Source organism: Actinopolymorpha alba DSM 45243, from assembly GCF_000373925.1.
In the GTDB taxonomy this organism is placed as follows: domain Bacteria; phylum Actinomycetota; class Actinomycetes; order Propionibacteriales; family Actinopolymorphaceae; genus Actinopolymorpha; species Actinopolymorpha alba.
This window is the reverse complement of sequence record NZ_KB892720.1, coordinates 84,289-110,500: the sequence shown is the minus strand read 5'-3', so window position 1 is coordinate 110,500 and position 26,212 is coordinate 84,289. Positions and strand designations below refer to the sequence as shown.

General features: G+C 67.4%; 16 protein-coding genes. 7 read left to right on the top strand and 9 right to left on the bottom strand.

Annotated features, from left to right (window positions below):
- Positions 1–36 precede the first annotated feature (36 nt).
- Positions 37–3,258: a glycoside hydrolase family 78 protein gene (locus tag B141_RS39140; protein WP_020574286.1), complete on the top strand. Its 3,222-nt coding sequence runs from the start codon at positions 37–39 to the stop codon at positions 3,256–3,258.
- Here B141_RS39140 and B141_RS0106115 read toward each other — a convergent pair.
- Entirely contained in the window at positions 3,220–4,758 is a 1,539-nt protein-coding gene (locus tag B141_RS0106115) for a HAMP domain-containing sensor histidine kinase (RefSeq protein ID WP_020574285.1), read from the bottom strand. The two genes, B141_RS39140 and B141_RS0106115, sit on opposite strands and share 39 nt — an antisense overlap.
- Positions 4,759–4,768: 10 nt before the next feature.
- Positions 4,769–5,464: a response regulator transcription factor gene (locus tag B141_RS0106110; protein ID WP_020574284.1), complete on the bottom strand. Its 696-nt coding sequence runs from the start codon at positions 5,462–5,464 to the stop codon at positions 4,769–4,771.
- Between the two features lie 65 nt (positions 5,465–5,529).
- Between B141_RS0106110 and B141_RS0106105 the strand changes: the two genes are divergently transcribed.
- The gene (locus B141_RS0106105; RefSeq protein WP_157180825.1) at positions 5,530–6,327 is read left to right on the top strand and encodes a nucleotidyltransferase domain-containing protein; all 798 of its coding nucleotides are present in this window, start codon (positions 5,530–5,532) and stop codon (positions 6,325–6,327) included.
- Here B141_RS0106105 and B141_RS39135 read toward each other — a convergent pair.
- Both B141_RS39135 and B141_RS0106095 read right to left on the bottom strand, forming a co-directional pair.
- The gene (locus B141_RS39135; RefSeq protein WP_020574282.1) at positions 6,270–7,094 is read right to left on the bottom strand and encodes a methylenetetrahydrofolate reductase; all 825 of its coding nucleotides are present in this window, start codon (positions 7,092–7,094) and stop codon (positions 6,270–6,272) included. The genes B141_RS0106105 and B141_RS39135 overlap by 58 nt on opposite strands.
- A 120-nt stretch (positions 7,095–7,214) precedes the next feature.
- Positions 7,215–11,021 (bottom strand): S8 family serine peptidase, encoded by a 3,807-nt coding sequence (locus B141_RS0106095; RefSeq protein ID WP_020574281.1) that lies wholly within the window; start codon positions 11,019–11,021, stop codon positions 7,215–7,217.
- A 246-nt stretch (positions 11,022–11,267) separates the two neighbouring features.
- On the opposite strand from B141_RS0106095, the gene B141_RS0106090 reads away from it, so the two are divergent.
- The 3 genes from B141_RS0106090 to B141_RS52700 all read left to right on the top strand — a co-directional run bounded on the left by B141_RS0106090 (position 11,268) and on the right by B141_RS52700 (position 13,832).
- Positions 11,268–11,954 (top strand): ThuA domain-containing protein, encoded by a 687-nt coding sequence (locus B141_RS0106090; RefSeq protein WP_063828568.1) that lies wholly within the window; start codon positions 11,268–11,270, stop codon positions 11,952–11,954.
- Positions 11,939–13,042: a Gfo/Idh/MocA family protein gene (locus tag B141_RS0106085; protein ID WP_020574279.1), complete on the top strand. Its 1,104-nt coding sequence runs from the start codon at positions 11,939–11,941 to the stop codon at positions 13,040–13,042. The genes B141_RS0106090 and B141_RS0106085 overlap by 16 nt, the downstream gene beginning before the upstream one ends.
- A gap of 454 nt (positions 13,043–13,496) precedes the next feature.
- Positions 13,497–13,832, top strand: a complete 336-nt coding sequence (locus tag B141_RS52700) for a response regulator transcription factor (protein ID WP_420313575.1) — start codon at positions 13,497–13,499, stop codon at positions 13,830–13,832.
- A 392-nt stretch (positions 13,833–14,224) separates the two neighbouring features.
- On the opposite strand, the gene B141_RS0106080 is transcribed toward B141_RS52700, so the two are convergent.
- From B141_RS0106080 to B141_RS0106070, 3 genes are read right to left on the bottom strand one after another with little or no spacing between them, the layout of a single operon-like run.
- Entirely contained in the window at positions 14,225–15,106 is an 882-nt protein-coding gene (locus B141_RS0106080) for a carbohydrate ABC transporter permease (protein ID WP_020574278.1), read from the bottom strand.
- A 12-nt stretch (positions 15,107–15,118) separates the two neighbouring features.
- Positions 15,119–16,066, bottom strand: a complete 948-nt coding sequence (locus B141_RS0106075) for a carbohydrate ABC transporter permease (protein WP_020574277.1) — start codon at positions 16,064–16,066, stop codon at positions 15,119–15,121.
- The gene (locus tag B141_RS0106070) at positions 16,063–17,391 is read right to left on the bottom strand and encodes an extracellular solute-binding protein (RefSeq protein ID WP_020574276.1); all 1,329 of its coding nucleotides are present in this window, start codon (positions 17,389–17,391) and stop codon (positions 16,063–16,065) included. Before B141_RS0106070 ends, B141_RS0106075 begins: the two co-directional genes overlap by 4 nt.
- Before the next feature lie 478 nt (positions 17,392–17,869).
- On the opposite strand from B141_RS0106070, the gene B141_RS0106065 reads away from it, so the two are divergent.
- Positions 17,870–19,891, top strand: a complete 2,022-nt coding sequence (locus B141_RS0106065) for an aldo/keto reductase (protein WP_020574275.1) — start codon at positions 17,870–17,872, stop codon at positions 19,889–19,891.
- A gap of 17 nt (positions 19,892–19,908) precedes the next feature.
- Here B141_RS0106065 and B141_RS0106060 read toward each other — a convergent pair whose 3' ends face one another.
- On the bottom strand, positions 19,909–21,648 hold the full coding sequence (locus B141_RS0106060) for a hypothetical protein (RefSeq protein ID WP_020574274.1): 1,740 nt from the start codon (positions 21,646–21,648) through the stop codon (positions 19,909–19,911).
- A gap of 275 nt (positions 21,649–21,923) precedes the next feature.
- Here B141_RS0106060 and B141_RS0106055 point away from each other — a divergent pair, with 275 nt between their 5' ends.
- Positions 21,924–24,206, top strand: a complete 2,283-nt coding sequence (locus tag B141_RS0106055) for an SEC-C metal-binding domain-containing protein (protein ID WP_020574273.1) — start codon at positions 21,924–21,926, stop codon at positions 24,204–24,206.
- Between the two features lie 124 nt (positions 24,207–24,330).
- On the opposite strand, the gene B141_RS0106050 is transcribed toward B141_RS0106055, so the two are convergent.
- Positions 24,331–26,166, bottom strand: coding sequence for a glycoside hydrolase family 2 protein (locus tag B141_RS0106050; RefSeq protein ID WP_020574272.1), 1,836 nt, complete (start codon positions 26,164–26,166; stop codon positions 24,331–24,333).
- Positions 26,167–26,212: the final 46 nt, after the last annotated feature.

Genomic DNA, 26,212 nt, shown 5'->3' with positions numbered 1-26,212 from the left:
AAGGTTTCACCGCTTCAGTCGACGGATGGATACGACGTGGACGAAACCATTGAACCGCTGACGCCCTTCGATCTTCGGACAGAACGTGTATCCGTGCCGCTGGGCCTTGACGATACCGCGCCGCTCCTGTCGTGGAAGCTGGCCGGTTCCGGTCGGGGACGGGCGCAGACGGCGTACCAGATCAGGCTGGTCGAGCACACAGCCGGCGATCCAGGAAATGACGCTGTCCCGGCGCTTTGGGACTCCGGGACGATCAATTCCGCACAAACGGTGGACGTGGTTTATTCCGGCCGTCCACTTTCGGCGCGAATGCGATATGTCTGGGCGGTTCGGGTCACTGATGAATCCGGGCGGGATTCTGGATGGAGCGAGCCTTCGGAGTTCGAACTCGGCCTGCTGGGTGAGGCTGACTGGCGAGACGGTGCGCCGGCCCGGTGGATCGGCGCGGCGGACGAGCCCGGGCGCGGGGAGCAGCTGTCGCTGGACTTCGTGGGTCCCGGTCGCCAGGTCGAACGCATCTGGCTCCCTTCGGTTGACGGCGACTCGGCCGCCGGGGACGGTGCGTACTTCCGGGTCCGCTTCAGCGTCCCAGACGACCGGCGAGTGGCGCGTGCGCGGCTGGTGGCCGACGCGGGCACGGCCGAGGTGCGGGCGTACGTCAACGGCGCTTCTGTCACCACCGACGGCGTGAGCGAGTCCGCGACTTTGTTGGTGCGCCCCGGCGACAACATCCTTGCCGTCGCCGTGCGGGCGACCGAGCCTGGCGCGGAGGCGGCTGCCCTGGTTGCCCGGCTCGACGTCGAGTTCGACGACGGCCCGTCGGTGACGGTCGTGAGTGACGGCACCTGGCGGTGCCGGGACGTCGACGAGGCAGGGTGGGAGGGGCCGGAGTACGCCGACGCCTCCTGGCCGCTGGCGCGGGGATACGGCCTGCACGGCACCGCGCCGTACGGCCGGTCGAGGGCGACGTATCGGCCAAGTCCCTATCTACGTAAGGGATTCGAGCTTCCGGCCCCGGTGCGCCGGGCCCGGCTCTATGCGACCGCGCTGGGTATCTACGAGGTTCGGCTGAACGGCCAGCGGGTGGGCGGCCAGTGGCTCACCCCGGGCTGGACCGACTACGCGATCCGGGTGCCGTACCAAACCTACGACGTCACCGCGTTGCTGGCTGAGGGGCCCAACGTGCTGGCCGGCATCCTGGCCGACGGGTGGTACGCCGGCAACGTCTGTTGGTTCGGGGCTTTCCAGTACGGCGACAAGCGGTTGTTCCGTGCCCGCTTGGAAATCGAGCACACCGACGGCTCGCGCACGCTGATCGTGTCTGACAACTCCTGGCGGGTGGGCGAGGGAGCGACGAGGTACGCCGATCTCCAGAACGGCGAGGTCATCGACGCGCGGCAGGAGCCGATCGGCTGGGATCGCCCGGGTTTCGACGACAGCACCTGGACGCAAGTCGCCATTGACACCCCCGAGCACGGCCCGCCCGAGGCGCAGGTGGCGCCGCCGATCCGGGTCGAGCAGGAGGTCCCGGCGGTCAGCGTCCAGCAACGCCGGCCGGGTACCTTCCTCATCGATTTCGGCCAAAATCTCGTGGGGTGGGTACGCCTGAACGTCCGCGGTGCGGCTGGCACCCGCCTGCTCGTCCGGCATGCCGAAGTGCTCGACCATCGCGGCGAGTTGTACGTCGAGGCGCTGCGCAGTGCGGTCGCGACCGATGAGTACACCCTGCGCGGCGACCCTGAAGGTGAGGTCTTCGAGCCACGTTTCACCGTGCACGGCTTCAGGTTCTGTGAGGTGGTCGGGCATCCGGGTGTGCTCGAGGCGGGCGACATCACCGCGCTGGTCGCGTACGCCCGCATGGAGCAGATCGGTGCGCTGGAGTGTTCTGACGAACGCCTGAACCAGCTGCAGCACAACATCGTCTGGGGCCAGCGCGGCAATTTCCTTACCGTGCCCACCGACTGCCCACAGCGGGACGAGCGGCTCGGCTGGACCGGTGACGCGCAGGTCTTCGCATCCACCGCGGCGTTCAACTACGACGTGCGGTCCTTCTTCCGCAAGTGGCTGCGCGACCTTCGTGACGGCCAGCAGCCGGACGGCGGGGTGCCGCACGTCGCGCCGGACGTCTTGTCCCCGCACAGTTTCCTCATGGGCGGGGACGGTCGCGCGGCGGCGGGAGCGGCCGGTTGGGGTGACGCGATCGCCATCGTGCCCGCGGAAATCCTGCGTGCGTACGCCGATCGGCGGCTCGCCGCCGAAAGCCTCGATGCTGTCAACGCCTGGTTGCGCTACCTCGAGGCGAACAGCACCGGCCACATCCGGCCCGACGAGGGTTTCGCCGACTGGCTCGCGCCGACACCGACGCCGAAAGACCTGGTGTCGACGGCGTTCTTCGCGTACGCCGCGCGGGTGGCCGTTTCCCTGGCGCGCGAACTCGACCGGCCCGACGACGCTGCCCGGTGGGAGAAGCTCTACGCGGACGTGCGGGCCGCGTTCCGGGACAGGTATGTCCGTGGTGGCGGCACGGTGGTGTCGGGAACGCAGACGGCGTACGTCCTGGCACTGCACTTCGGCCTGCTCGAGCCGGCTGAGGAGCCGATGGCGGCGCGGCACCTCGTCGAGGAGATCGCGTCGCGCAACTGGCACCTTGCTACCGGATTCCTGGGTACGCCGTATCTCCTGCCGGTGCTGTCGCGCTTCGGCCACGAGGACGTGGCGTTCCGCCTGCTCACGCAGGACACCTATCCCTCGTGGCTGTATCCCGTCGTGCACGGCGACGCGACGACGATGTGGGAACGCTGGGACTCCTGGAGCGACTCCCGCGGTTTCCAGGACCCGCACATGACGTCGTTCAACCACTATGCGTACGGCGCGGTCGGGGAATGGATGTACCAAACCCTGGGCGGAATCGCCCCTGGCGCGCCCGGCTACCAGCACGTGGTCGTGCGTCCCCGTGCGGGCGGCGGCATCACCTGGGCGAAAGCCGCGCTTGACACCGTGCATGGCCCGGTGACGACGCAATGGCGGCTTGCGGACGACACGTTCGCCCTGGACGTCTCGATCCCGCCGAACACCACCGCGGAGGTCTGGCTGCCCACGCCGACGGCCACCGCCATCCGCGAAGGCGACCGGCCGGCCGGCGATGCGGAGGGAGTCGTCGCGGAGGGAGCCGTCGTGGAGCCGAGCGGTTCGCCAGCCGAGACGGTCCTGCGGGTTGGCTCAGGTTCGTACGCCTTCCACGTCACGCTCGGCGGGTGAGGGGCGCGCGAAAGGCGAGGTCGTGGGGGTCTGACGGGACCGGCCAAAGTCCTTGGGTTGGATGGTCGCGTCGGCGGGGAGCCACACGCGGAAGCGCGTGCCCTTACCCTGCTCGGTGATCAGCTCCACCCGGCCGTGATGGGCCGCAACGATCGCGGCGGTGATCGCGAGCCCGAGACCCGTACCACCCCGGCCGCGCGAGCGCGACGGATCCACGCGATAGAAGCGGTCGAAGACGTTGGCCGCATGCTCGGGCGGAATACCTGGGCCGTTGTCGGCGACCTCGAAAACGGCTCCCCGGCGCCCGGGCGGGCCGTCCGCCCAACCCACCCGGATCTCGACGGCCGCTTGGGCTGGCGTGTGCCGGACGGCGTTCGTCACCAGGTTCGTGATCACCTGGCGGAGCCGGTGTTCGTCGCCCACCACGTGGACCGCCTCGCCGCCCACCGCAAGGCGGACTTGACGCTCGGGATCGTGCGCGCGGGCGTCCTGCGCGGCGTCCCCTGCCAGGGCTACCAGGTCCACGTCGGTGAGGTTGAGCGGGCGTTCCCGGTCAAGGCGGGCCAGGAGGAGGAGATCCTCGACCAGCAGGCCCATCCGCCTGGCCTCGCTCTCGATCCGGCACATCATCCGGTCGACGTCCTCGCGCCGTGGCGCGCCACCTCGCCGGTACAGCTCGGCGAAGCCTCGGATGGAGGTGAGTGGGGTGCGGAGTTCGTGCGACGCGTCGCCCACGAAACGGCGTAGCCGGCGCTCGGACTCCTCGCGTTCCCGGAACGCCGACCCTAGCCGGCCCAGCATGGTGTTGAGGGCGCGGGCGAGCCGCCCGGTCTCGGTGTGAGAGTCGTCGCCGGCCAGCCGGCGATCGAGGTCGCCGGCCGCGATCGCCGCCGCGGTGCGCTCGATGCGGGTCAGCGGTCGAAGTCCGATGCGTACCACCACGGCCGCGACCACCCCGAGCAGCGCGAGAACGACCGCACCGACCGCGATCTCGATCCGCAGAAGGCGCTCGACGGTCAAGTCGACAGTGGCAAGGGACTGTGCGGTGACGAGCGTCCGGCCCGCAGGGGTGGGAAGGACGCGGACCCGCCACGACCCGCCTCCGGTCCGGTCCGGGACGGTGAAGGGGATCCCGTCCCGTTGGAGGGCGCTGGCCTGGTCGAGCGGCGGCAGGGCTGGACCGCTCGTGTCACCGGCGAGCTCGCCGACGACCGTGAGTTCGGTCCCGTCCTGCCCGAGCAGGATCACCCGAAAGTCGGTCGGCAGATCTCGCGGGCCGGCTTGGCCAGGCGGGTGCAGGCGCGGTTTGATCGGCCGCACCCGCCACTGCCGGAGGACGCCCGTCAGCTGCTCGTCCACCCGGCTGATGAGGGACTGCCGCAGGAGTACGACGCTCGCGCCGCCGACCGCGGTCAGACCGACAGCTGCCACCGCCAGGAGGGCGACGACGAGCCGGGCCTGGAGGGTCCATGGTCGCCGACTGACCGCCCTGATCGCCATCGTGCGGTGCTCAGCGCGCGGCCACCCCGCGCGGCATCCGCAGGGTGTAGCCGACGCCGCGGACGGTGTGGATGAGCGGTGGGTCGTGAACGTCGATCTTGCGGCGAAGGTAGCTGATGTACGACTCGACGATCCGGCTGTCTCCGCCGAACTGGTAATCCCATACCCGGTCGAGAATCTGCGATTTACTGACCACCTTCTCCGCGTTGATCAGGAGATAGCGCAGCAGGTTGAATTCGGTGGGCGAGAGCCGCACGGTCTGGCCGCGTCGGCGTACTTCATGAGCGTTCTCGTCGAGTTCGATATCGGCGTAGGTCAACACGTCCGAGTCCTCAATGTCGGCCAGTTGGCGGGTTCGGCGAAGGATGGCGCGAAGCCGGAGCACAAGCTCGTCAAGGCTGAATGGTTTGGTGACGTAGTCGTCCCCTCCGGCCGTGAGCCCCGCGATACGGTCTTCGACCGCGTCACGGGCGGTCAGGAACAGCACCGGAAGCTCGCTGTGCAGGGAACGAAGCTTGCGGGCGAGCTCGAAGCCGTCGTCGTCGGGGAGCATGACGTCGAGTACGACGATGTCTGGTCGTGTCCGCGTTGCCAGGTGCAGGGCGAGGGAACCTCGGTTGGCAGCCTGCACGTCGAACCCGGACAGCCTCAGGGCTGCCGACAGCAACTCGAGGATGTTGGGCTCGTCGTCGACCACCAGAACCATGGCCGGCCGGCCCGGCTGGGAATCGGACACGACGGGAGCCTTTCCCGGGAACCTGAGAAGGACCTGTGATTTCACCAAAGAGCGAGGAAGTTTTGGGAGCCGGGACGAGGGCTGGGACGTGGCACGCTGAGGCCCTCCCGCGGGTATCCGCCGTCGCGGCCACTGACGGGTCGGTCGAGGAACTCTGGATATTTGGTTCCGGTGCTACTGATGACCTCGATGAATGGAGCGACCTTGATCTTGGCGTGGTCGTTCCGACCGCCGAGGTGGGCCGGGTGGCGAGTCCTGCGTGGCTCGGTGCCCTCGGGCCGGTCTGGACCTTCCAGACGTTCACCCGTGAGTGCGGTGCGGGCGTACGCGTGATCTATCGGGACGGGCGTTGGATCGACCTCATCGCCGTCGACGACCGGGAGGCGATCCCTCACGAGCGGCGCCGCCTCTCGGAAACGCGGATATCGCCGGAACTGTCGGGTCCACCCAATCCGGTCATTCCGGAAATTCCCCCGCTGATCAAGGAATTCCGCTTCACGGCTGCTCTCGCGGTGACCAAGGCCGCCAGGAACGATCTGCTGATCGGTGGCCATCTGGCGCTCGAGCTCCCGCGCCAATGCCTGGTCGCCGGGATGATGCTGCGTGACCGGGAGGCCGGATCGACCCATCACCGGTTTGGCGGACCGCTGAACGACGTTCTCAGTCTGGCCTTCGATCTCGTCCCCGACAGCGACGCCGGCCGGGAGGGCGTCCTCGATCTGGTCGACGCATCGGCCGGGCTCTTCGACGAACTCGCGTCGGGGATCTGGCCGGACTACGTGTCCGACTGGTCGGGGCTCACGGTGTTGCTCGACCGGGCGCGGGCGATCTGAGCCAGACGTTCGGCCACCGGCCGGAACCTCACGCCGGTCACCAGGTGGACGCCGTCGAAGGCACCGCTCTCCCGGATCTGCTCGAGGTGTTCACAGGCCAGCTCGACGCCCGCCAGCTTGTCGCGGGCCACCTGGTCGATGAGCGCGTCCGGGATCTCGATGTCGGGGATCGACGCGGCCAGCCGGCGGGCCATGCCGTCGCTCGCGAGGACCATGACGCCGGCGTACACCGGACACGTGAGGTCCTGGGCCTCCCTCCAACGCAGCAACGCCTCCAGGGAGAAACTCACCTGCGTGAACACGAAGTCCGCGGACGCCTTCCAGGCTGGCAGGGGGCGCAGGCCGGTGGTGACACCGACCTTGAAGGGCGGAACGCCGGTGAACGCCGGATCCCCTTCCAGGCCCCGCACTTCCTCGAGCATGGCGCGGACGGTGAGGTCGCTCGTCCGGTTGCCCGAGGTCGGCTTGTCGCCGTACACGAAGACAAACCGCTCCACGCCGTACGCCGCCGCGGTGAGGAGGTCGCGGCGGAATCCGAGCAGGTTGCGGTCACGGGAGTTCAGGCAGGCGATTCCCCTGCCGCCCACTCGCTGGATCTCGTGTGCGACGGCCACGCTCGAGACTGTGGCCCGGCCGATGTGGTTGTCGGGGGCGAGGAACGCGTCCGCCACCGGCGAGAGGACCTCGATCTGGTTGCGGACGTGCTGCAGGTCGGGACGGATGGACGGCTCGACCTCGCAGATGAGCTCGAAGGGGCGCGGAGGCATGCCGGCCAGCTTAGAGGTCGCGCGGATGCCGTGGGCCGCGCGGCCGCGACGGGCCTGCCGGGTTGTCAGAGGTTTCTCGGCTAGGAGACCGAGAAACCTCTGACAACCCCGGGTTCGCGTTCAGCGGGTGAGGCGGTAGGCCCTGATCAGGGTCTGGTCGAGGCTGTTGCCGGCACCATCGTCGGCCCGCACCTTCAGGGAAACGTACCCGCCATCCTTCACCCGCGGGTGCCGGTAGCTTGCCGCGAACGTATCCGCCGCGGTCCGCTTGGTCGTCGTCTCCTGCCACGTCGCGCCGTCGTCGTATGACACCCACACCTTCACGGCCTGGACCGGCGGCACGTCGGATTCCAACTGGTGCCCGGCGTGCAACAGGAGGTTGACAGAGCGGTTGGCACCGGCGGTGTTGGCCAGGTCGAGCGCGCGCCGCCCGGTGGCCGCGTCAACCACGTCGGTGTAGTCGACGTCCACCAATGGAAGCGCGTAGGTCCCGCCATTGCCGGCAGAGCGGAACGTCCACGCGGACCGGCTGCTGGTGGTCAGGCCGAACAGCGAGCCATCGTGGTCGACGTCGGCCTCGAGCCGGTACGTCGCATCCTCCGTGGGCACCCGCGCCGTCCCGCTGAGCCCGTAGTCGGATGACGTGACGAGTGCACCGTTGCGATAAAGCCTGCTCCGGGCTTCCGACGACGCCAGCGTCGGCGACCAGTGCCCGGCCGAGTCGGTCCAGGTCGCGATGTCGTACCTGATCGTGTCGGCGTACCGCATGCTTGCCCGCTTCGCGCCGTACAGCGTCAAGGTGCTGTTGGCGGGCCCCGGCGAGAACGGCGCGCCCAACCAGTCGTCGGTCAGCCGCTGCCCACGCTGATAGCTGCTGGTCGACCTTGGATACATCTCGTCGCCCGGGTTGTCATAGAGGTACTGCCAGCTGGGATGCACCCGCACGTCCGGTCGGGTCGTGACGTACTCCGTGCGGACGTATCCCGTCGACGGCACGAGGTCGGCGACGAGAGACGTCGAGCAGCCGCAGGGTGTGGCGATGAAGTTGTGCAGCCGCCAGCCCTTCTCCTTGGTTCCGGTGGTGTGCATCCTGGTGGAGATCGTCGCAAGCTCGTTTGACGTCACCTTGTAGGCAAGCTGCGCTGGCACCTGTCCCTGCTCCACGAAGGCGACGTCATAGGCGTAGTCGGCGATCGGCTGCCCGACGAACTTCACCGACACCGGACGTCGGCGCAGCTCCGCCCGGATTGCTTCACCATCGGCCTTGGGAGAGGCGAGCACGGGCACCCGCCCACCGGCAGCCGGCCAGAAGACACCAGGCTGGGCGGAGTACAGCAGCACGGCGCGAGCGCCCTTCGCGACGACGGCCGCCACCTGTTCGTTGTACGACAGGTCGTCGCTTTCGCGCACCAGCGCGAGTTTGCCCTGCAAGGACACCTTGTCAAGGTCGGCTTGACGCGCGGTACCCGCGTCCACGACCGTCATGGTGACGGTTCCGTCGATCGGAGGACCGCCCTCCCACACCGGATGCAGCGTCGCGCCACCAACGATCTGGCCAGTCAGCACAGGTGGTCCGGCATCGAACGCGGTGGTGACGACGAACGGCGCGTCGGTGACCTTGTCGGTGCCCGCGACCGAGACGCGTTCCTCCGAACCGTCGCTGACCATCACACCCATCGAGTCGTAGGTGTTGTACGGACCACCCGGCGTACCCCGCCACCACGACAGGGACAGCGACCGGATCGTCGACGGCTGCGGCGTGGAGAGCGTGACGGGCTTGGCCTTACGGGCGTCCAGCGTGATCGTGGGATTGGGAGCGTACGCGTGCACCCGCGGGATGCTGACGATGCTTTTCTCTTCGACGTAGCGGCCGGACTCGTCGAAGGTGAGGACCATCGCCCAGAGGTTGAAGTCGCCTTCGGGCACCCGCACGACCTGCTCCGTCTCGCCCGGCTGGAGGTAGATGTAGTCGGGGTAGTAGCGCCCGTCAAAGTCCTCTTGACGGTACGGCGCGAGCCGCATGGTGGCCTGGGCCGGATTCCCGCGCCGGTCGATCGCCTTGATCGTCAGGTCAACGGTGTCGTCCTGCTTGTAGAAACCCACGGTGGTTGCGACCGTGAGCTTGGCGCCGTCGCTCGCGACCACCCGGCCCGTGTAGGTGCTGGGCGGAACGCGCGCAGCGTCCACCGTGACGGTCACCTCCCCACTGCCGCCGGCCGCGAGCGGGAGCGACGATGGCGTGACGGTCAGCGCGGACGGGTCCTCGGCGGCTTGGCCGTCCTTGTCGGTGAGGTTGGTCGAAAGGTCCAGCGTGACAGGAGTGTCCGTGTCGTTGTGGTACGTCAAGGTCTTCTTGACGGTCAGCTTGGCGGGGTCATAGGGCTGCGCGAAGTAGCCAGCGTCGACCGTGCCCTGGTCGACGTACACCCCCTGCCGGGTGGCCCGGTCGACGTCCACCCGGCCGGCCCCCTGAGCCACGACACTTACGCCCTCCAAGGGAACCGTCGTGGAGGTCAGCACCGCCTCGACCCGATCGGCGTTCCAGTCGGGGTGCTCCTGCAGGAGGAGCGCCGCCGTGCCCGCGACGTGTGGTGTCGCCATCGAGGTGCCGGTCATCGTGGCGTACGGCTGGTCTCCGCCGGTGCCGGCCGCCTGGGCCGCGGTGATGTTGACGCCGGGTGCGACGAGTTCGGGTTTGATCGCGCTGTCACCCATCCGCCCGCGGCGCGACCCGGTGTACATCCGGTCGGACTTGTTCACGGCGCCGACGGTCAACGCCGCCTCCGCCGACCCGGGTGACGAGACGAAACTGCTGCCGGGCATGAAGGGGCTGAAGTTGCCGGCCGCGACGACGAACACCGTGCCGTACTGCTTCGACAGCGAGTTCAGGGCCTGACTCAGCGGGTCGTCCCCGCGCGTGACGGGACCTCCGAGGCTGAGGTTCACCACGTCGGCGCCACCCGTCGCGGCCCACTGCATCCCTTCGATCACCTGCGAGGTCGCCCCGCTGCCGTCGTCGCCGAGCACCTTGCCGACCATCAGACGGGCGCCGGGTGCGACCCCGCGATACCGGCCCTCAGACGCCGCGCCGGAGCCGGCGAGGATCGACGCGACGTGCGTGCCGTGGCCGGCCCCGTCGACGACACTGCCCTTACCGCTGAAGTCACGGGTCGCGGTTACGCGGTCACCGAAGTCGGGATGGGTCGTGTCGATGCCGGTGTCGAGGACCGCGACCGTGACGCCGCGTCCGTCGAACCCGCGCTGCCAGGCGGCCGGTGCCCCGATCTGGGGGACGCTCTGGTCGAGCACCGCGGTCACCTTCGCGTCCAGCCAGAGGGTGCCCGCGGAGGAGTCCGGCCGCGCCGACCAGTCCGCCCAGAAGTCCTTCGCCCCGCTCTTACGAGCGGCGACCGCGACCCCCTTGACCGGCCCGAGCGAGCGCGGGGCGCGGACGGTCGCCTTGAAGGTGCCGGCTGACCGGGTGGCTGCCGTCGTCGTCGGGTACGTGACGATAAGTGGCAGGTTGCCCGTGTGCGCGTCGTCGTACTTCTGACGGACCAGCGCGCTGACGTTGAACAACCCGCGGTCGAGGCGGCCCTGCGCGAGCAGGCGGTCGGCGCCGCCGGGTACGAAGTGGGCGTCACCCGTCGCGTCGGTGTACGCGTGGTAGCCGGATGCGGCCCGGGTCGGCCTCACCAACACCGCCCGGTGCGTGCCGTCGGCCGTGGTGTCCAGGCGTACGACATCCCCGGTCACCAACGTGACCTCGGGACCCGGCTCGCCCGCGGACCTTCCGGCCGGGGCGGACCCGGTGGGGACACCGGTGGATGGACCACCGGGAGCGGTGGCGGAGGCGGGTGGAGAAGAGAAGGACGCCGCCACACAGGTGGCGAGCGTCAGCGCAGCGACAGCGACGCGGGAACGCATGGGAAGATCCTCCGGACTTGGCGATGAGCCGAGTGGAGTATTGCCGGACCCACGTCGCGCGGCCGGCGCGTCGGCGGGCGCATCTGGGCCATGGCGCATATTTGCCAGCGGGGCGTATGTGGCGAGGTCCGGACACACTGCGCGGCGGCGTTCTCACATGTTGAGCGCACGGGGGGTTGGCATTGCTCGCGGAGAGGCAGGGACTTACGGTCTTCGGTGACTTTGCGTGTGTACGTAGGGAGGGGCGTGACGTCCGTGACGACACCCGAAGGCGCGAGTGGGCGCCGGGCACTTGTGGTCCGTGGAGGCTGGGACGGCCACGTGCCGGTCGAGTCGACCGATCGCTTCATCCCGTTTCTGCGGGAGAGCGGTTTCACGGTCGAGGTCTCCGAGACCCTCGACTCCTATCTGGACGCCGACCTGCTAGCCGCCACCGACCTCATCCTCCAGATCTGGACGATGGGCGAGATCACGGTCGAGCAGCGGAAGGGCCTTGACGCGGCGGTCAGGGCTGGCACCGGACTCGCCGGTTGGCATGGCGGTATCGCCGACGCCTTCCGTGCGGACCTCGAGTACAACTTTATGGTCGGTGGGCAGTTCATCTGCCACCCGGGCGGCTTCGTCGACTACGACGTCGAGGTCGTGCCCGACCGGTCCGACCATCCGATCGTCAAGGGCATCGACCGGTTCTCCGTGAACACTGAGCAGTACTTCATCCACGCCGACCCGGGCATCGACACCCTCGCGACCACGACCTTCGCTCCTCATCCGGACTATCCCTGGATCGGCGGCGTCACCATGCCCGCCATCTGGACCAAGCCGTGGGGTGCGGGCCGCGTTTTCGTCTGCACCGTCGGACACAAGCTGGACGACCTCGACACCCCCGAGGTGCGCACCATCATCGAGAGAGGACTCCTATGGGCGAGCCGTTGAAGGTTGGCGTCGTCGGCACGGGCACGATCAGCAAGACCTACTTCGAGCACCTGGCGAAGCTGCCGAACACCGAAGTGGTCGCCGCCGCCGACCTGGACCTCGCTCGGGCGAAGGTCGTCGCCGAGCAGAACCCCGGCGTCCGTGCGATGACCCCCGACGAGTTGTACGACGACGCCGAGGTGGAGGCGATCCTCAACCTCACCATCCCGGCGGCGCACGCCTCGGTGACGCTGGCCGCCCTCGGTTCGGGCAAGCACGTCTACGGCGAGAAGCCGCTCGCGATCACCCGCCAGGAGGCGCGCCCACTCCTCGGGGCAGCTGAGCAGGCCGGCCTCCGGATCGGCTGCGCACCCGACACGGTGCTCGGCACCGGCACCCAGACGGCGCGGGCTCTGCTCGACCGGGGCGACGTCGGTGCGCCTATCGCGGCCACGGCGTTCTTCGTCAGCCCGGGCCCCGAGCCCTGGCACCCGGACCCGGAGTTCTACTACAAGCCTGGTGGCGGCCCGCTGCTCGACATGGGTCCCTACTACCTCAGCGCCCTGGTGAACCTGCTCGGTCCGATCCGCCGGGTGACCGGACGGGTGGGGCGCGCGCGGCAGGAGCGCACCGTGGGCAGCGGGCCCAAGCAGGGCACGACGTTCTCGGTCGAGGTCGACACGCATGTGTCCGGCGTCCTCGAGCACGAGTCCGGAGTCCTCACCACCATCGTGACCAGCTTCGATGTGTGGGCGGCCAAGCTGCCCCGCATCGAGGTCTACGGCACTGAGGGCTCCCTGTCGGTCCCCGACCCGAACACGTTCGGCGGCGACGTCGAGGTGTTCTCGCCGAGCAGCCGCGAGTGGTCGGTCGCGGCCGTCGCCGGTGGGTACGCCGACTCCGGACGTGGCTACGGCCTGGCCGACATGGCCCGGGCGATCCGGAACGGTGGGCGGCACCGCGCCAGCGGCGAACTCGCCTTCCACGTGCTCGACATCATGGAGTCGTTGCTGGAGTCCGGCGCCCAGGGTGGCCAGCCGGTCGAGGTCGAGAGCACGGTCGAGCGGCCCGAGGTGGTCCCGGCCGGGGCCACTCCTGACGTGGCCTGAGTATCCGCTTGGCCCGAGGGGCCGCACCTCGTTGACCTGCGTTCTGACAGGTCGACAGGGTGCGGCCCCTTCGTGCGTTGTGCACGCCCACCGTGCCGGCGCGTGCCCCGCGGGCCTGCCTGAGGTGCGGCTCCGCGCCCATGTTTCAGACGTGCGACGAAGTGGTTACGTGGTTACCCCGCAGTCGGGCCCTCACCACCACGCAGGTTGCTCGCGTCCCTACGCGGTGTCCGTACCGGCCAATTTCCTATGCGGACAGTAAGTTCAAAGCCACGAAGAGCAATGAAGTGTGCGTTCTCCTGCGTACATGCGCGCAACGAGACGGAGAACTGTGCGAGATCGACCGTTGACTAGGCGGTGTGGCGCCCGTACCTTAGGTTGACATTGAAACGACTCAGGCCGCTTCTTTTTACACGGGGTTAACGCGAAGGGTACGGGGTCAACGCGAAGGCGGATGGGCATGTCAGATCTCAGCCATGGCGTAGTGAGGGCACTCCGACCGGCCGGCGTAGGAAGTGAAGCGCTTTACAGTACGCCAGCCCCCAACACGACAAGTCATAATGCGCCACCTCACGTCACAACCACAAGTGACCTGCGGCGTCGCGTGACGGACGACGAGATTAGGCTCCTCGCACTACTGGCCGACGGGCTTCCTGTGGAAGCCATTGCGCGTCGGCTAGCGCTTTCCGATCGTACGGTGCGTCGGCGTTCGCGGGCGCTCTGTGATCGGCTCGGTGCTCGGGCTCCTATTCAGGTCGTCGCTTGGGCAGCTAGGAACGGGTTGATCTAACCCGTTCAGCTAGGTGGGTCCTGGCATGCCGGTGCTCAACGAAGCGCACCGGCACACCAGAAAAACACCTCTATCCCGTTGAACGGGAAAGGTGCTCCCCGTTCAACGGGATCTTTGTGTGAGAACAGTTTACGGGAATTCGCCGCGTGGGTTGACATCTCCCCGCAGGCGGGCCTAAGGGCGCCGGGTCGGCGTCGCGGCCCTTTCTTGATCATTTCCGCGCGAATCCGCGCTGTCGTCATCGTGTCGATCCGCAGGGCATGCTCGGTCGTTCGTCAACGCTGGTTGAAGATACCGGACGCCCGGAGGGATCGGCCCTTCGTGGACGAGACCACGAGATTGGATCCCTGGCCGGGCGTTCCGATCGAATCTCGTACGCCAGCGGCTCCTACTTACCCCTTGACGCCGGTGAGGGTGATGCCCTGGATGAAGGTCCTCTGGGCGAAGAAGAACACCACGATCACCGGAATGACCACCACTGTGCTCGCGGCCATGAGCGGCCCGAACTGCGTGGCGTACTCGCCGCGGAAGAACGTCAGGCCGAGCGAGAGGGTGTAGGTGTCAGCGTCGCTGAGGTAGATGAGCGGCCCCAGCAGGTCGTTCCATGACGCGAGGAACTGAAACAACGCGACCGCTGCCAACGCCGGCTTGGCGAGCGGCAGGATGATCTGCCAGTAGATCCGCAGCTCGTTCGCGCCGTCCAGCCGTGCCGACTCCGACATCTCCTTCGGGATGGACAGGAAGAACTGCCGCAGCAGGAAGATGAAGAAGGGTACGCCGAAGAAGTGCGGCACGATGAGGGGAAGGTATGTGTTGACCCAACCCATCGCCCGGAACATCGTGAACAACGGCACCATCGTGACGTAGAACGGGATCATCATCGTCGAGAGGATGATCACGAAGAGCGGGGTCCGCCAGCGCCACTCGATGCGGGACAGGCCGTACGCCACGAACGAACTCGACAGCGCCGCCCCGACCATCGAGAAGACGCAGATCACCAGCGTGTTGAACAGATACCTGAGGAACGGAAAGACCTGAACGCCGGCGATGAAGTTCTCCAACGTCAGGGTCGTGGGAAACCACACCACCGGAAAGGCGTTCATGTCGGGGCCCGTCTTGAGGGCGCCGGAGACCATCCAGAAGAACGGAATCGCGAAGATCACGCTCAGGGTGATCAACGCCGCGTGGGCAACGATGGCCTCGGCGAGCTTCGGCCACCAGGTGGTGTTCCGGCTTGCGGCCCGGCCGGCTCGGGCACTGGTCGCGACTGCCATTTTCGAGGCCTCCTAAGCTCCGCCGTAGTAGACGCGACGACCGACGAGTCGGAAGACCAGGGCCGTGGCAAGGGCGACGATGATGAACAGCACCCAGGCGATGGCGCTGGCGTAGCCGATCTTGAAGAACTGGAAGGCGTTCTGGAACAGATACAGCCCTGAGACCAGAGTCGAGCCGGCCGGCCCGCCCTGGCCGTTGGTCAGGACGAAGATCGGTGTGAAGAACTGAAAACCGGCAATCAGGCCGGTGACCAGAGCGAAGAGCAGATGCGGACTGAGGAACGGCAGTGTGACGTGGCGGAACCTCGCCAGCGCACCCGCACCGTCGACCATCGCCTGGTCGTGAAGGTCCTTGGGTACATCCTGGAGCCCGGCCAGCAGGATGATCATGAGGTTTCCGGCGCCCCAGGTGCTGAAGATGATGATCGCCGGCATCGCCCAGACCGGGTCATTGAGCCACCCGGGTCCGGTGATCCCAAACCAGTTGAGCACGTTGTTCAGGACGCCGTACTGCGGATTGAAGACGTACAACCAGACGACCGCGGAGGCCACCAGCGGAACGATGGCGGGGAGGTAGAAGATCACGCGGTAGATGGACTGGCCGCGGACCTTGAGATTGAGGAGGAGCGCGAGGATCAGCGCGACGGCGATGCCGAGCGGCACGCTCACCACGACGTAGTAGATCGTGTTGCTCAGGGACTGCCACCAGGTGGGGTCCTTCGCCAGCGACTCGTAGTTGGTCGCTCCGATCCAGGCTGGCGGCCGGACCATCGTCGCGGAGGTGAAGCTGTAGTAGAGCGAGGCGAGCACCGGATATGCGTAGAACCACACCAGTCCGATGATTCCTGGGGCGGTGAACACGAGGCCCCAGAACGTGTTACGCCGCTGTTGTGGGCTGCGCCCACGGCGTTCCTTCGCATGGGTGGAGCCTGACCTGGGCGCTGCCGAGGTGGCGGTCATATCGACCCAACCTCCTTCCGGAACCTCTCGAGCTCTCCCTGGGAGTCTTCCTTGACCTTGCGCAACGCCTGAAGGGGTGTCTTCAGGCCGAAGATCGCCTTGGTGACTTCCTGGTCCAACCTCTGGAAGAAGAAGTCAGAGACCGTGAACGGCGGACGGGTGTTCGTCGCGGTCGTGAGTACGTCGTAGTACGGCTTCCACATCTCGTCGTTGCGCATGGTCTCAACGACAGGGGACTTGTTGTACGCGGGCGGAAAGCCAACGGTGTCCCATTGGGCCTTGGTGCCGTCGTCCGCCGTCGAAACCCACTTGATGAATTCCCAGGCCTCGTCCTTGCGTTCGGCCTGGGACGGAATGAACATCCCCCAGCCGCCGATCCACGCGCCGGCGCCTTCTTTCTCTGCCCCCGGTGGCTGGTGCGGTAGGAGACCGGAGCCGATCTGCATGTCCTTGACGTTGGTGCGAATGTCGCGGTAATTGGGGGCGACCAGAGGTGCCATCCCGATGTTGCCCGTACTGAAAGGATGCAACTGGAGTCCGGGTGGCGTGACCGCGAGCCGGTCGGCGCCGCCCTGGGCCTTGGCATACCTCACGATCCATTCCAGGGCCTTGACGTTGTACTCGTGGTCCGGCGTGACCTCCAGCTTCTCCTTGTCGTAGAAGGATCCACCGAAGGCCCAGCCCCAGGTGAACATCGAGTTGGAGGCGCCGTAGGTGTCCCACGGGATCATGCCGATCCGGGCGATGTTCGGGCCGTTCTTCTTGAGAATCTTCTTCGAGTATTCGTCGACCTCGTCGATCGTGGTCGGGGGCTTCTCCGGGTCGAGGCCGACCTCCTCAAAGACTCCCTTGTTCCAGAAGAACGGGAAGTTCGGGTCGGCGTCCCACTGCACCTGCCAGACGCTGCCGTTGTAGGACATGCTTTCCCAGGCGCCAGGGAAGAAGTCGTTCTCCGAAAGACCCGCGGCTTTGAAGCGGTCGGTCAGGTCCGTCATGATGCCGAGATCGGCCCACTGTGGTGTTTGTGAAGGCACCAGTTGGGCGACGTCGGGCGGGTTGCGCCCGGCAATCGCGACGAACAGTTTCTGCTGGACGCTACCGCCGCCGATACCGGCCGGTGCGAAAACCACTCGCACGCCGATGTCTTTCTGGGATTCCTCGAAACGTTCGGCGAGCTTGACCAGACCCTGGCCGACAGTGGACCCCCAGACGCTGTAGACCTCGATGTTGACCTTGCGTCCTGGAGCAGGTTTCTTGTCGAGACCAACGGTTGATATCGGCGGAGTGCCCTTGGTGATCGTGCAGCCTCCTGCGAGGAGACCCATCGCGCCGAGGCCGAGCCCTCCAAATGTCTGGAGCGCTCGCCGGCGCGAGATCGTTGATGTCCTGGGTGATATCGGCAAGGCCATCGACCTCCTTTGGTCGTTGCGCTGCGCGCTGTTTCACAACCCATTGATGGCCCGGTCGACGGGATGCCTGGGCTCTGAGGACCTAGCTGTAGGCGATACTCGCCAGGGGACGACGGGCCGGAACGCCGGTGGTGGCGACCGCGGCGACTCCCTGGAACCCCAGCGGTGTTCACCCGGAGGACGACCCCCGGACCCCAGAAGATGGCACTGGCACAGTGTTCTGGCAAGGGTCGATCAGGGGGTCGAACCCGCTGGCAAGTAACGCTTGCGTATCAGCACGCCGACAGTTGTCCAGCATGGTCAATTTCCTGTCCGGCTTCGGCCACCCGGACGGCCGGTAGCGGCTCTGGATTAGGACTTGGAGTCAAGGCATGCGGCCTGCGAGGCTTAGGGCATGGCACAGGACACAGAACGCGCCGGTAAGAAGCTGGGTTGGGGAATCCTCGGACCCGGCAACATCGCCCGGCGCTTTGCAGGAGACCTTCCGGCGTCGAGCAGTGGCGTACTCGTTGCAGTGGGAAGTCGCAACCTAGACAAAGCGGTTGAGTTCGCCGCGGAGTTCGCCGCCGAACCTGGCGCGGTGCGCGCCTATGGCAGCTACGAAGAGTTGCTAGCGGACGACCAGGTCGACGCGGTCTACATCTCCACCCCGCATCCGATGCACGCCGAGTTGGCGATCAAGGCAGCGGAGGCGGGTAAGCACATCCTGTGCGAGAAGCCCGCGACCATCAACCACGCGGAGGCGATGGCCGTCATCGAGGCGGCCCGCGAGCATGACGTCTTCTTCATGGAGGCGTACATGTACCGCTGCGTCCCCCAGACGGCGAAGCTCGTCGAGCTGGTGCGGGACGGGTCGATCGGCACGGTGCACCAGATCGAGGCGTCGTTCGCCTTCCGCTCCCGGCCGACGCCTGGGAGCCGGCTGTGGGATGCCGATCTTGCCGGCGGCGGAATCCTTGACGTCGGTGGCTATCCCGTGACGATGGCCCGCCTGATCGCCGGGGCGGCGGCTGGTGAGGCGTTCGCTGAGCCGGAGAGCCTCACGGCCGCCGGACGCGTCGGTGAGACCGGGGTCGACGAATGGGCCACCGTCAATCTTCGCTTTCCGGGCGGCATCTCCGCGCATGTCGTCACCGGGGTTCGCCAGTCCGCCGAGAACGTCGTCCGCGTCGTCGGCAGCGAGGGCTACCTCGTGGTGCGCAACCCGTGGTTGCCTGGCCGGGACGGCAGCGGCTACGGCATCGAGCTCTACCGCCTGGGCGAGGATGTCGAGCAGATCGAGGTCGAGCCAACACCGTTGTACGCGGCTGAGGCCGACTCGGTGGCGGCCCACCTTTCTGAGCGGCAGTCTCCGGCGATGTCGTGGGCCGACACCCTCGGCACCCTCAAGGTGCTCGACCAGTGGCGGGCCGCGATCGGCCTGACCTATCCGGCCGAGCGGCTGGATGCAAACATCCCGACCGTGCACCGCCGGCCGTTGGCCAGGCGCGCCGACCACACGATGCGGTACGCCGAGATTCCCGGTGTCGGCAAGCCCGTGTCCCGCCTCGTGATGGGCGTCGACAACCAGACGAAGCTTCCGCATGCCACGGTGATGTTCGACGACTTCTTCGAGCGGGGCGGCACGACGTTCGACACGGCACATCTCTACGGCGGTGGGCTTTGCGAGCGCGCGCTCGGGCAGTGGATCCGCAACCGCGGCATCCGGGAGCAGGTCGTCATCATCGGCAAGGGTGCGCACACACCGAACTGCAACCCCGAGGCCATTACCTGGCAGCTGCACGAGAGCCTCGAACGCCTGCAAACCGATTATGTCGACGTCTACTTCATGCACCGGGACAACACCGACTACCCGGTCTCCGCGTTCGTCGACGTGCTGGACGAGCACTACCGAGCCGGCCGGATCAAGGCGTACGGCGGATCGAACTGGTCGCTGGAGCGGATCGCCGAGGCCAACGCGTACGCCGAGGCCAACGGCCGTCAACCCTTCGTTGCGGTGAGCAACAACTTCAGCCTGGCCAGGGCTCTGGACGTGCCGTGGGCCGGCTGCCGTTCGGTGACAGACGACGAGTCGCGCCAGTGGTTGGAAAAGAACCAGCTCGCCTTGATGCCCTGGTCGAGCCAGGCGCGTGGATTCTTCACCGGACGGGCAAAGCCTGAGGACCGCTCCGATGAGGAGCTGGTGCGCTGCTGGTACAGCGACGAGAACTTCGAGCGGCTGGCCAGGGCGCAGGAGCTCGGCCGGCGACGTGGGGTGGCGACGACGGCAGTGGCGCTGGCGTACGTGCTGCACCAGGACTTCCCGACGTTCCCGCTCATCGGGCCGCGCTCGCTGGCGGAGACCGGGAGTTCGTTCGACGCGTTGAGTGTCGACCTGACGCCGGACGAGGTGCGCTGGCTGGACCTGCGCGACTGAGTCCAGCCAGCGTTTGGTCAGCGGACGACGGACACGTGGTAGCGCACCCGGTCGGACTGTCCTGCAAGGTCGAGGCGGATGAGTCCACACAGGCCACGGCGGTTCTCGAAACCGAACGGTAGGTGCACCATCGCCTCGACAGGATCCTCCACCTTGATCACGATCTCCTCCTCGCCATGGGTGAATGCGACACCGCCCGGAATCGGCTCGACCTGGGTGAGGACGCCGGAGCCCGGATCGCGGAGGTAGGGGATGAGGAGGGTACGCCGGTCGATAACGTCCGGCGTACCCTCGTCGATGTCAACCCCGCCTTGCCTGATCGAGATCGACAGCTCGTAACACAAGTCATCCTCTCCACGGGCCCGCAGATACATGCTCGCACCATCCTGGGGAGTCGCGGCGCCGGCGGGATGGGGCGCGATCGGCGCCTCCAACGTGAAGGTGCGTTGCGCCATCACATCCAGTTCGCTCCGCCCGGGCTCGGTCCGTCGAGCCATGCCAAGATTGAAGAACTCCTTGCTCGCCACATGCCTGACGCTGGAGGCGAAGTGCAGGAAGCGGCCGGGGCCGAAGGTGAGGTCGGTGATCCCGAAACCGTCGTACGCCGCCGCCGGATCAGCGTTGACCGCCACGCTGTAATGGCCGGCATGGGCGACGCCGCGGTACGTCGGGGCCGCTTCGACTCGGGCCGTCGGTGGGCGTGCGGTGAGGGGCTCGTCGGCCGTAAAGCCGTGGAGCAACGCGGAGGCGAGGAACGCCAACGCGAGGTTGCCGTAGTGGGCGTCGGCGGTGTAGCCCTCATAGCCGACGCGGAAGGCGGCCGGCAGGACGTTCTCCACCGGACTGTACGTCGCCGCGGGCCGCTGCCAACGCCGCATTGACGCGAAGGCGAGCCGGGCCGCGGCCGCCGCATCGTTGGCTCGCTCGAGATCATCGAGGGCGGTGAAGTACCGCGCCGCCTGGGTGAAGAACGCCACCTGTGCCCCGAGCGTCCACGTCTGACCGGCGCTCCGGTGCGCCGAGGCCAGTGAGCCGTCCGAAAGCTGCGTCGCGAGACTGCGCTGGAGCCCGGTGACCATCAGGCGTTCGAGTTCCGCACGCCAGCGTCCGTCGTAGCCCTCCATCAGTAGGTCCGCCACGTGGTGCCTGGTGAAGAGGTCGTAGGAGTTGGGCTTGCCGGGCTCGAAGTAGAAGCCGTCCTCGGGCCGGAGCAGGTCCTCCAGGAACGTTTCCAGCCAGGCATCGACATCTGTCACCGTATGCGGGGAGAGCCCCTCGCGGATCCGGATCCACTCACCCGACAGCCAGACCGACGCCCAGTTCGACGGCGGTAGGGACCGGAACGAGCGGGCGATGTCGACGACGGAGATGCGCTCGGCGAACTCCTTGGCTCGAGCCGCGCGGGCGGAGCGCAGGATGCGGTACGCCTTGAGAATCGGCGGCCAGGTGAAGTCGCGATGGTTGAGCCGATGGACCGTGGCGGTACTCCGGGAGAACCCCGAGGCGGTGGGGGGCAAGTCCGGGTTGGCGGTATGTGCCAGCGCGGCATCGAGGCTGCGGGCAGCGAACTCCAGATGAGTGCCGCGGTGCTGGCTCGGACCCAGCACAGCAAGGGCCGCCTGACAGTACGCGTGATAGGCCGTGCCGTACTGCGTCGGCTCGCCGAAGACCGGATCATGAAGCTCGCCGGACTCGCGCAGATAGGGCACGTAGCTCTCGACACCGGTGCGGAGCACTTCGAGCGGACTGTTGCTCATGGGGGTATGACGCCTGCCCGCCCTGCGGAGTTCGCGAACTCGGATTGAGTGGCCGGGGCTGGCCGGCACGCCACTGAGGAGGTTTTGAGTAAGCCTCCGGCGGTCCCTTTGCCGTCTCGTTCTGGTGTTTCGGTGAGGGAGTGGCGATATCCGGTCACGATCGCGGCGCCGGTAGAGTCCACGCTTGTTCACGACCGCCCGATCGACGCTGGCCCCCGGTGGCGGTAGCCGCTTCCGTGCGTTGGCCCACGCGGCAAGAAGGGAGAGCCCGCCCCATGGCCACGCACGAGCCACACCCACTCAGGTCGCACTTCTCGGTGTCTTTCGCGGAAGCACACCTGGACGCCATGAAGCCAGACCTGCTGCGCCTTCTCACGCAGCAAGGGCCGCTGGACCTGGTGGATCTGGCCGCCGCGGTCGGGGAGGAGGACGAGGACGCCGTGGAGGGGGTGCTCCTCGACATGGCGGTGGCGTACGAGTCGCGGGAGGGCTGGGTAAGCCTCCTGACCGTCGCCGACGGCGCCGTCTTCACTCACGTCCTGACCGAGGACGAACTCGCGACCTCTGCCCTGGATGGTGAGGACGACCTCGCGCTCTGGATCCGCGTGGCCGCGGACGACATTCCGTTACGCGGCGGTGGGCTGCTGGGAGTGACGTGTTCTTGTGGACACCTGGCCGATGAGTCTCCCGTCGTAGACCACCGTCACACGCTGGTCGGCCCGGACGGCTGGCTGACCTCGTTTCGTCCCGGAGATGTGCTCGCGCTTCGGCTGCGAGACGGTGCGATCGACGTGTCCGTGGTCCCCGACCCGATCGCCGCCTTCGAGGCCTCCAAGGAGTCTCTCGAGGAGGTACGGCACGCGTTCTCCCAGGCGGCGATGGACGCGCTCCGCGACTTCGCCGTGCGGGCGGACGATGATGACGAGGGGGACAAGCCCGGAGCCCCCATCAGCGCGGTAGTCGCCGACCTTCTTCTCCAACGTCCGGCCGTGTTCGCCGAGCCGCTCCCTCCGCTGGGTGGAATCCTGCGCGACGGGCACCTGGAGCTCTCCGGTGACCTGGTCGGAGTCGCGGGTACGCCATGGGACGGCGAGGACGTCGATGGGCTGGAGCCGCAGGACATCGTGGCCTTGACCCTCGCGCGAGGTGGTCTCCGGATACTGGACGAGAGCAGCGACCTCAGCGAGCTGATCAAGAATCTCACCGCATCTGATGAGGTGCTTGCCCGGATCGCCGATGAGGTGGAAGGTGAGCCGGTCAAGGCGGGATTGCTGGCCGCCCTCCGTCGTACCGCGACCGGGCCCCTCCCGCAGGCAGCCGTCCTCCTGCTCGAGGCCCGGTCGGCGCAGGCCGAGGGGCGAGTCGACCAGGCCGCGGAGCTGATCGACTCGGCGCTTGAACTCAGACCCGACCTTGTGCCGGCGTTGTGCGACGCCGGGGAGTACGCCGCTACGCGTGGCCACGCCGTTCGTGCCGACCAGCTCTTTGAGCAAGGTGGGCTTGACAGCGACCATCAGCTGCGCCGATCCCTGCGTCCGTTGACGGTCCTGCCGACCACCAGGGTGTCGCGAAACCAGCCGTGCCCGTGCGGATCCGGCCAGAAGTACAAGAAGTGTTGCCTGCGTAACGAGGTTCACCCGCTGCCGGCCAGGGCGCCGTTGCTTTTCTGCCTTCTGCTCGCCTACGCCCGCCGGGGGAGGCACGTCGAGAAGGTCACCGAACTCGTCGCGGCATCCTCACCGAAAGTGTTCAGCACCTGCGTGGATCTGGCGATTTTCGAAGCGGGGATCGTCGACGACTACCTGACTGAGCGCGGACATTGGCTGCGTGAAGACGAGCGAGCGTTGCTGAATCGCTGGCGCCAAGTCCCACTCCGGCTCTTCGAGGTCGTAGCGACCCGGCCTGGCGGAGACGTCACCTTGCGCCAGCTACCTGACGGGCCGTCGATCGTGGTACGAGACCGCGACCTGTACGAATGCGCGAAGCGGCAAGAGCTGGTCCTTGCCCGGGTGCTCGACGATGGTGACCGACCAGCGCTCTTCTGTCACCCTTGGCATGGTGATTCGGACCGCCGCGACGACCTGTTGAGCGCGCTGGCACAGCATGCCGCGACGCCGGACCCGCGGGCCATCGCGGCCTGCTTCGCGCCAGGACTCGCACGAGACCCACGTAACGACGACGGACACGAACTTGCGATGACCCTCGCGTCGTATCAGCTCGGCGACGCCGACCACGTGTGGGGCCAGCTTGCGGCATCGCTGGTGGAGCGCGGTCCGGAGCGACTGGTTGCAATCGGTGAGGACGAGAAGGTGCGGGGGGTGATCCAGCGACGCGGCGAGCTGGTCCAGCTCACGGCCAATTCGGTGGAACGCATGGATGCACTCCAGCACCTTCTGCTCGCGGCTGATCCCGCTGCCACGCTGACCTATGAGTCGAGCGTTTTGTTCAAGGCTCTGGGGGAGGGGTCCGAAGAGGAGCGCGCGGAGGCCAGGGCAGAGTACGTCCGCCAGGTCGAGGAGTGGTGGGGCCCGCATTGGACCGACGACGAGGACGACTGAACCAACCACCGAGCCGGTGAATCCCTAGGCAGGCAGGCAATCCTGCGAAGTTGATCAACGGCGTCGGACTCGGACGGTGCCGCGCGATGCCCGGACCGGCCGCCGTTGATCAACTCATCCGACGTCAGCTGGCAGGCTTCTCGATCGCAGCCGTGCGGGTTTGGGCGGCCCGGATGCGAGTGAGGTCGAACTTCTCACCGCGGTTGAACCGGTAGACGCCGTTCTGCTCCTGGTAGACGTCGGTCAGCTGCGTGTAGCAGTAGCCGAACATGTTCGGGTCGTCCAGGAGTGCCGCGACCAGGCCCTCGAAGCGGGTGAAGAACTCCTCCAGCGTCCGCGGACGCTCGCCGTACCCCCAGGAGTCCTCGTCCGGGCGGGCGTCGGGATTCCACCAGACGCCACCGAACTCGCTGCAGAAATAGGGCTGTCCGGCGTACGGCACCGACTCCGGATGCCCGGCGTGCGTGTTGGTGTACGGCGTACCCTCGGCGAGGCCGGCCATCGCAGCCGCGAACTTCTCCGGGTCCTGCTCGTAGTTGTGCGAGTCGTAGACGTCCGACTCGCGAACCCGGTGGGCGTAGCCGGAGGTGTCGAGCACCGGCCGGCTCTGGTCGGCGGCCTTTGTCGCAAGGAACATCCCGCGGGTCACGTCGTCGAGGACAGTGACGCGGTCATGCAACCGTTGCCACGTTTCGTTGAGGGGGCACCAGCCGATGATGGACGGATGCGAGTAGTCACGCTCGACCGCCTCGAGCCACTGGGTGACATACGTCGCGCCCGGCTGCTGGTTGTCGCCATCCTTGCCGATGTTGCAGCCCCAGTCGCCGAACTCACCCCAGCAGAGGTAGCCGAGCCGGTCGGCGTGGTAGAGGAACCGTTCCTCGAACACCTTCTGGTGCAGGCGAGCGCCGTTGAACCCGGCGGCGATGGACAGCTCGATGTCGCGGACCAGCGCCTCGTCGCTCGGTGCCGTGAGAATGCCGTCAGGGTAGTAGCCCTGATCGAGCACCAGTCGCTGGAAGACGCGCTCGCCGTTGAGCAGGATCGCCTTGCCGTCAATGGTGACCGACCGGAGTCCGGCATAGCTCTGCGCGCTGTCGACGACGGTGCCTTCGGCGTCGACGAGCTCGAACGCCAGGTCGTAAAGGAACGGGTCGTCGGTCGACCACAGGCGGCGGCGGTCCTCGGGAACGCTGAGGGTCAGGCGTACCGCGAAATCAAGGTCCGCCCGCGCGGTGGCGCTCGCCACCTCACCAGACCCATCTGACAAGGTTGCCTTGACAGTGAGTCCGCGCCGGGAGCCGGCGAGGGGAACCTCCACGTGGAAGGCGCCACCGCCCACGTCGGGCGTGACCCGCGGCCGGCGCAGGTGGCTTTCGGGGACGGGCTCCAGCCAGACGGTCTGCCAGATACCGGTGGTCCGGGTGTAGAGGCAGCTGTAGTTGCCGTAGCGGTCAGACTGCTTGCCCCGCGGCATCGACTCGCCCTTGGGGTCGCGGGCCCGCACGACCAGCGTGACGTCCTGTCCGGCGACCTGGCCGAGATCGGCCGTGAACGGCGTCCAACCGCCGCGGTGCCGGGCCACCTCGACGCCGTTCGCCCAGACCGTGGTGTCGTAGTCGACGGCCTGGAAATGGGCGAGCACCTTACGCCCCGCCCATTCCGACGGCACGTGGATGGTACGGCGGTACCAGACCGCGTGGAGGAAGTCGACGTCGCCGATGCCCGACAGCTCCGACTCGGGGCAGAAGGGGACGACGATCTCACCGGAGAGTTCCTTGTCGAGCAGGCCGCGTTCGAGGCCCGAGTCGCCGCGGTCGATCTCGAACTGCCAGCGACCGTTGAGGTTCAGCCAGTCGGGACGGACGAACTGCGGGCGGGGGTACTCGGGGCGCGGCAGGTCGGCGGCCGGGGACGACGCGGTTGACGCGCTCGCCGCGGTGGGGGTTGCCTCGGGCACAGGGACTCCTGGGGGAGTTGCTGGGATGTTCCTACATCGATGTAAA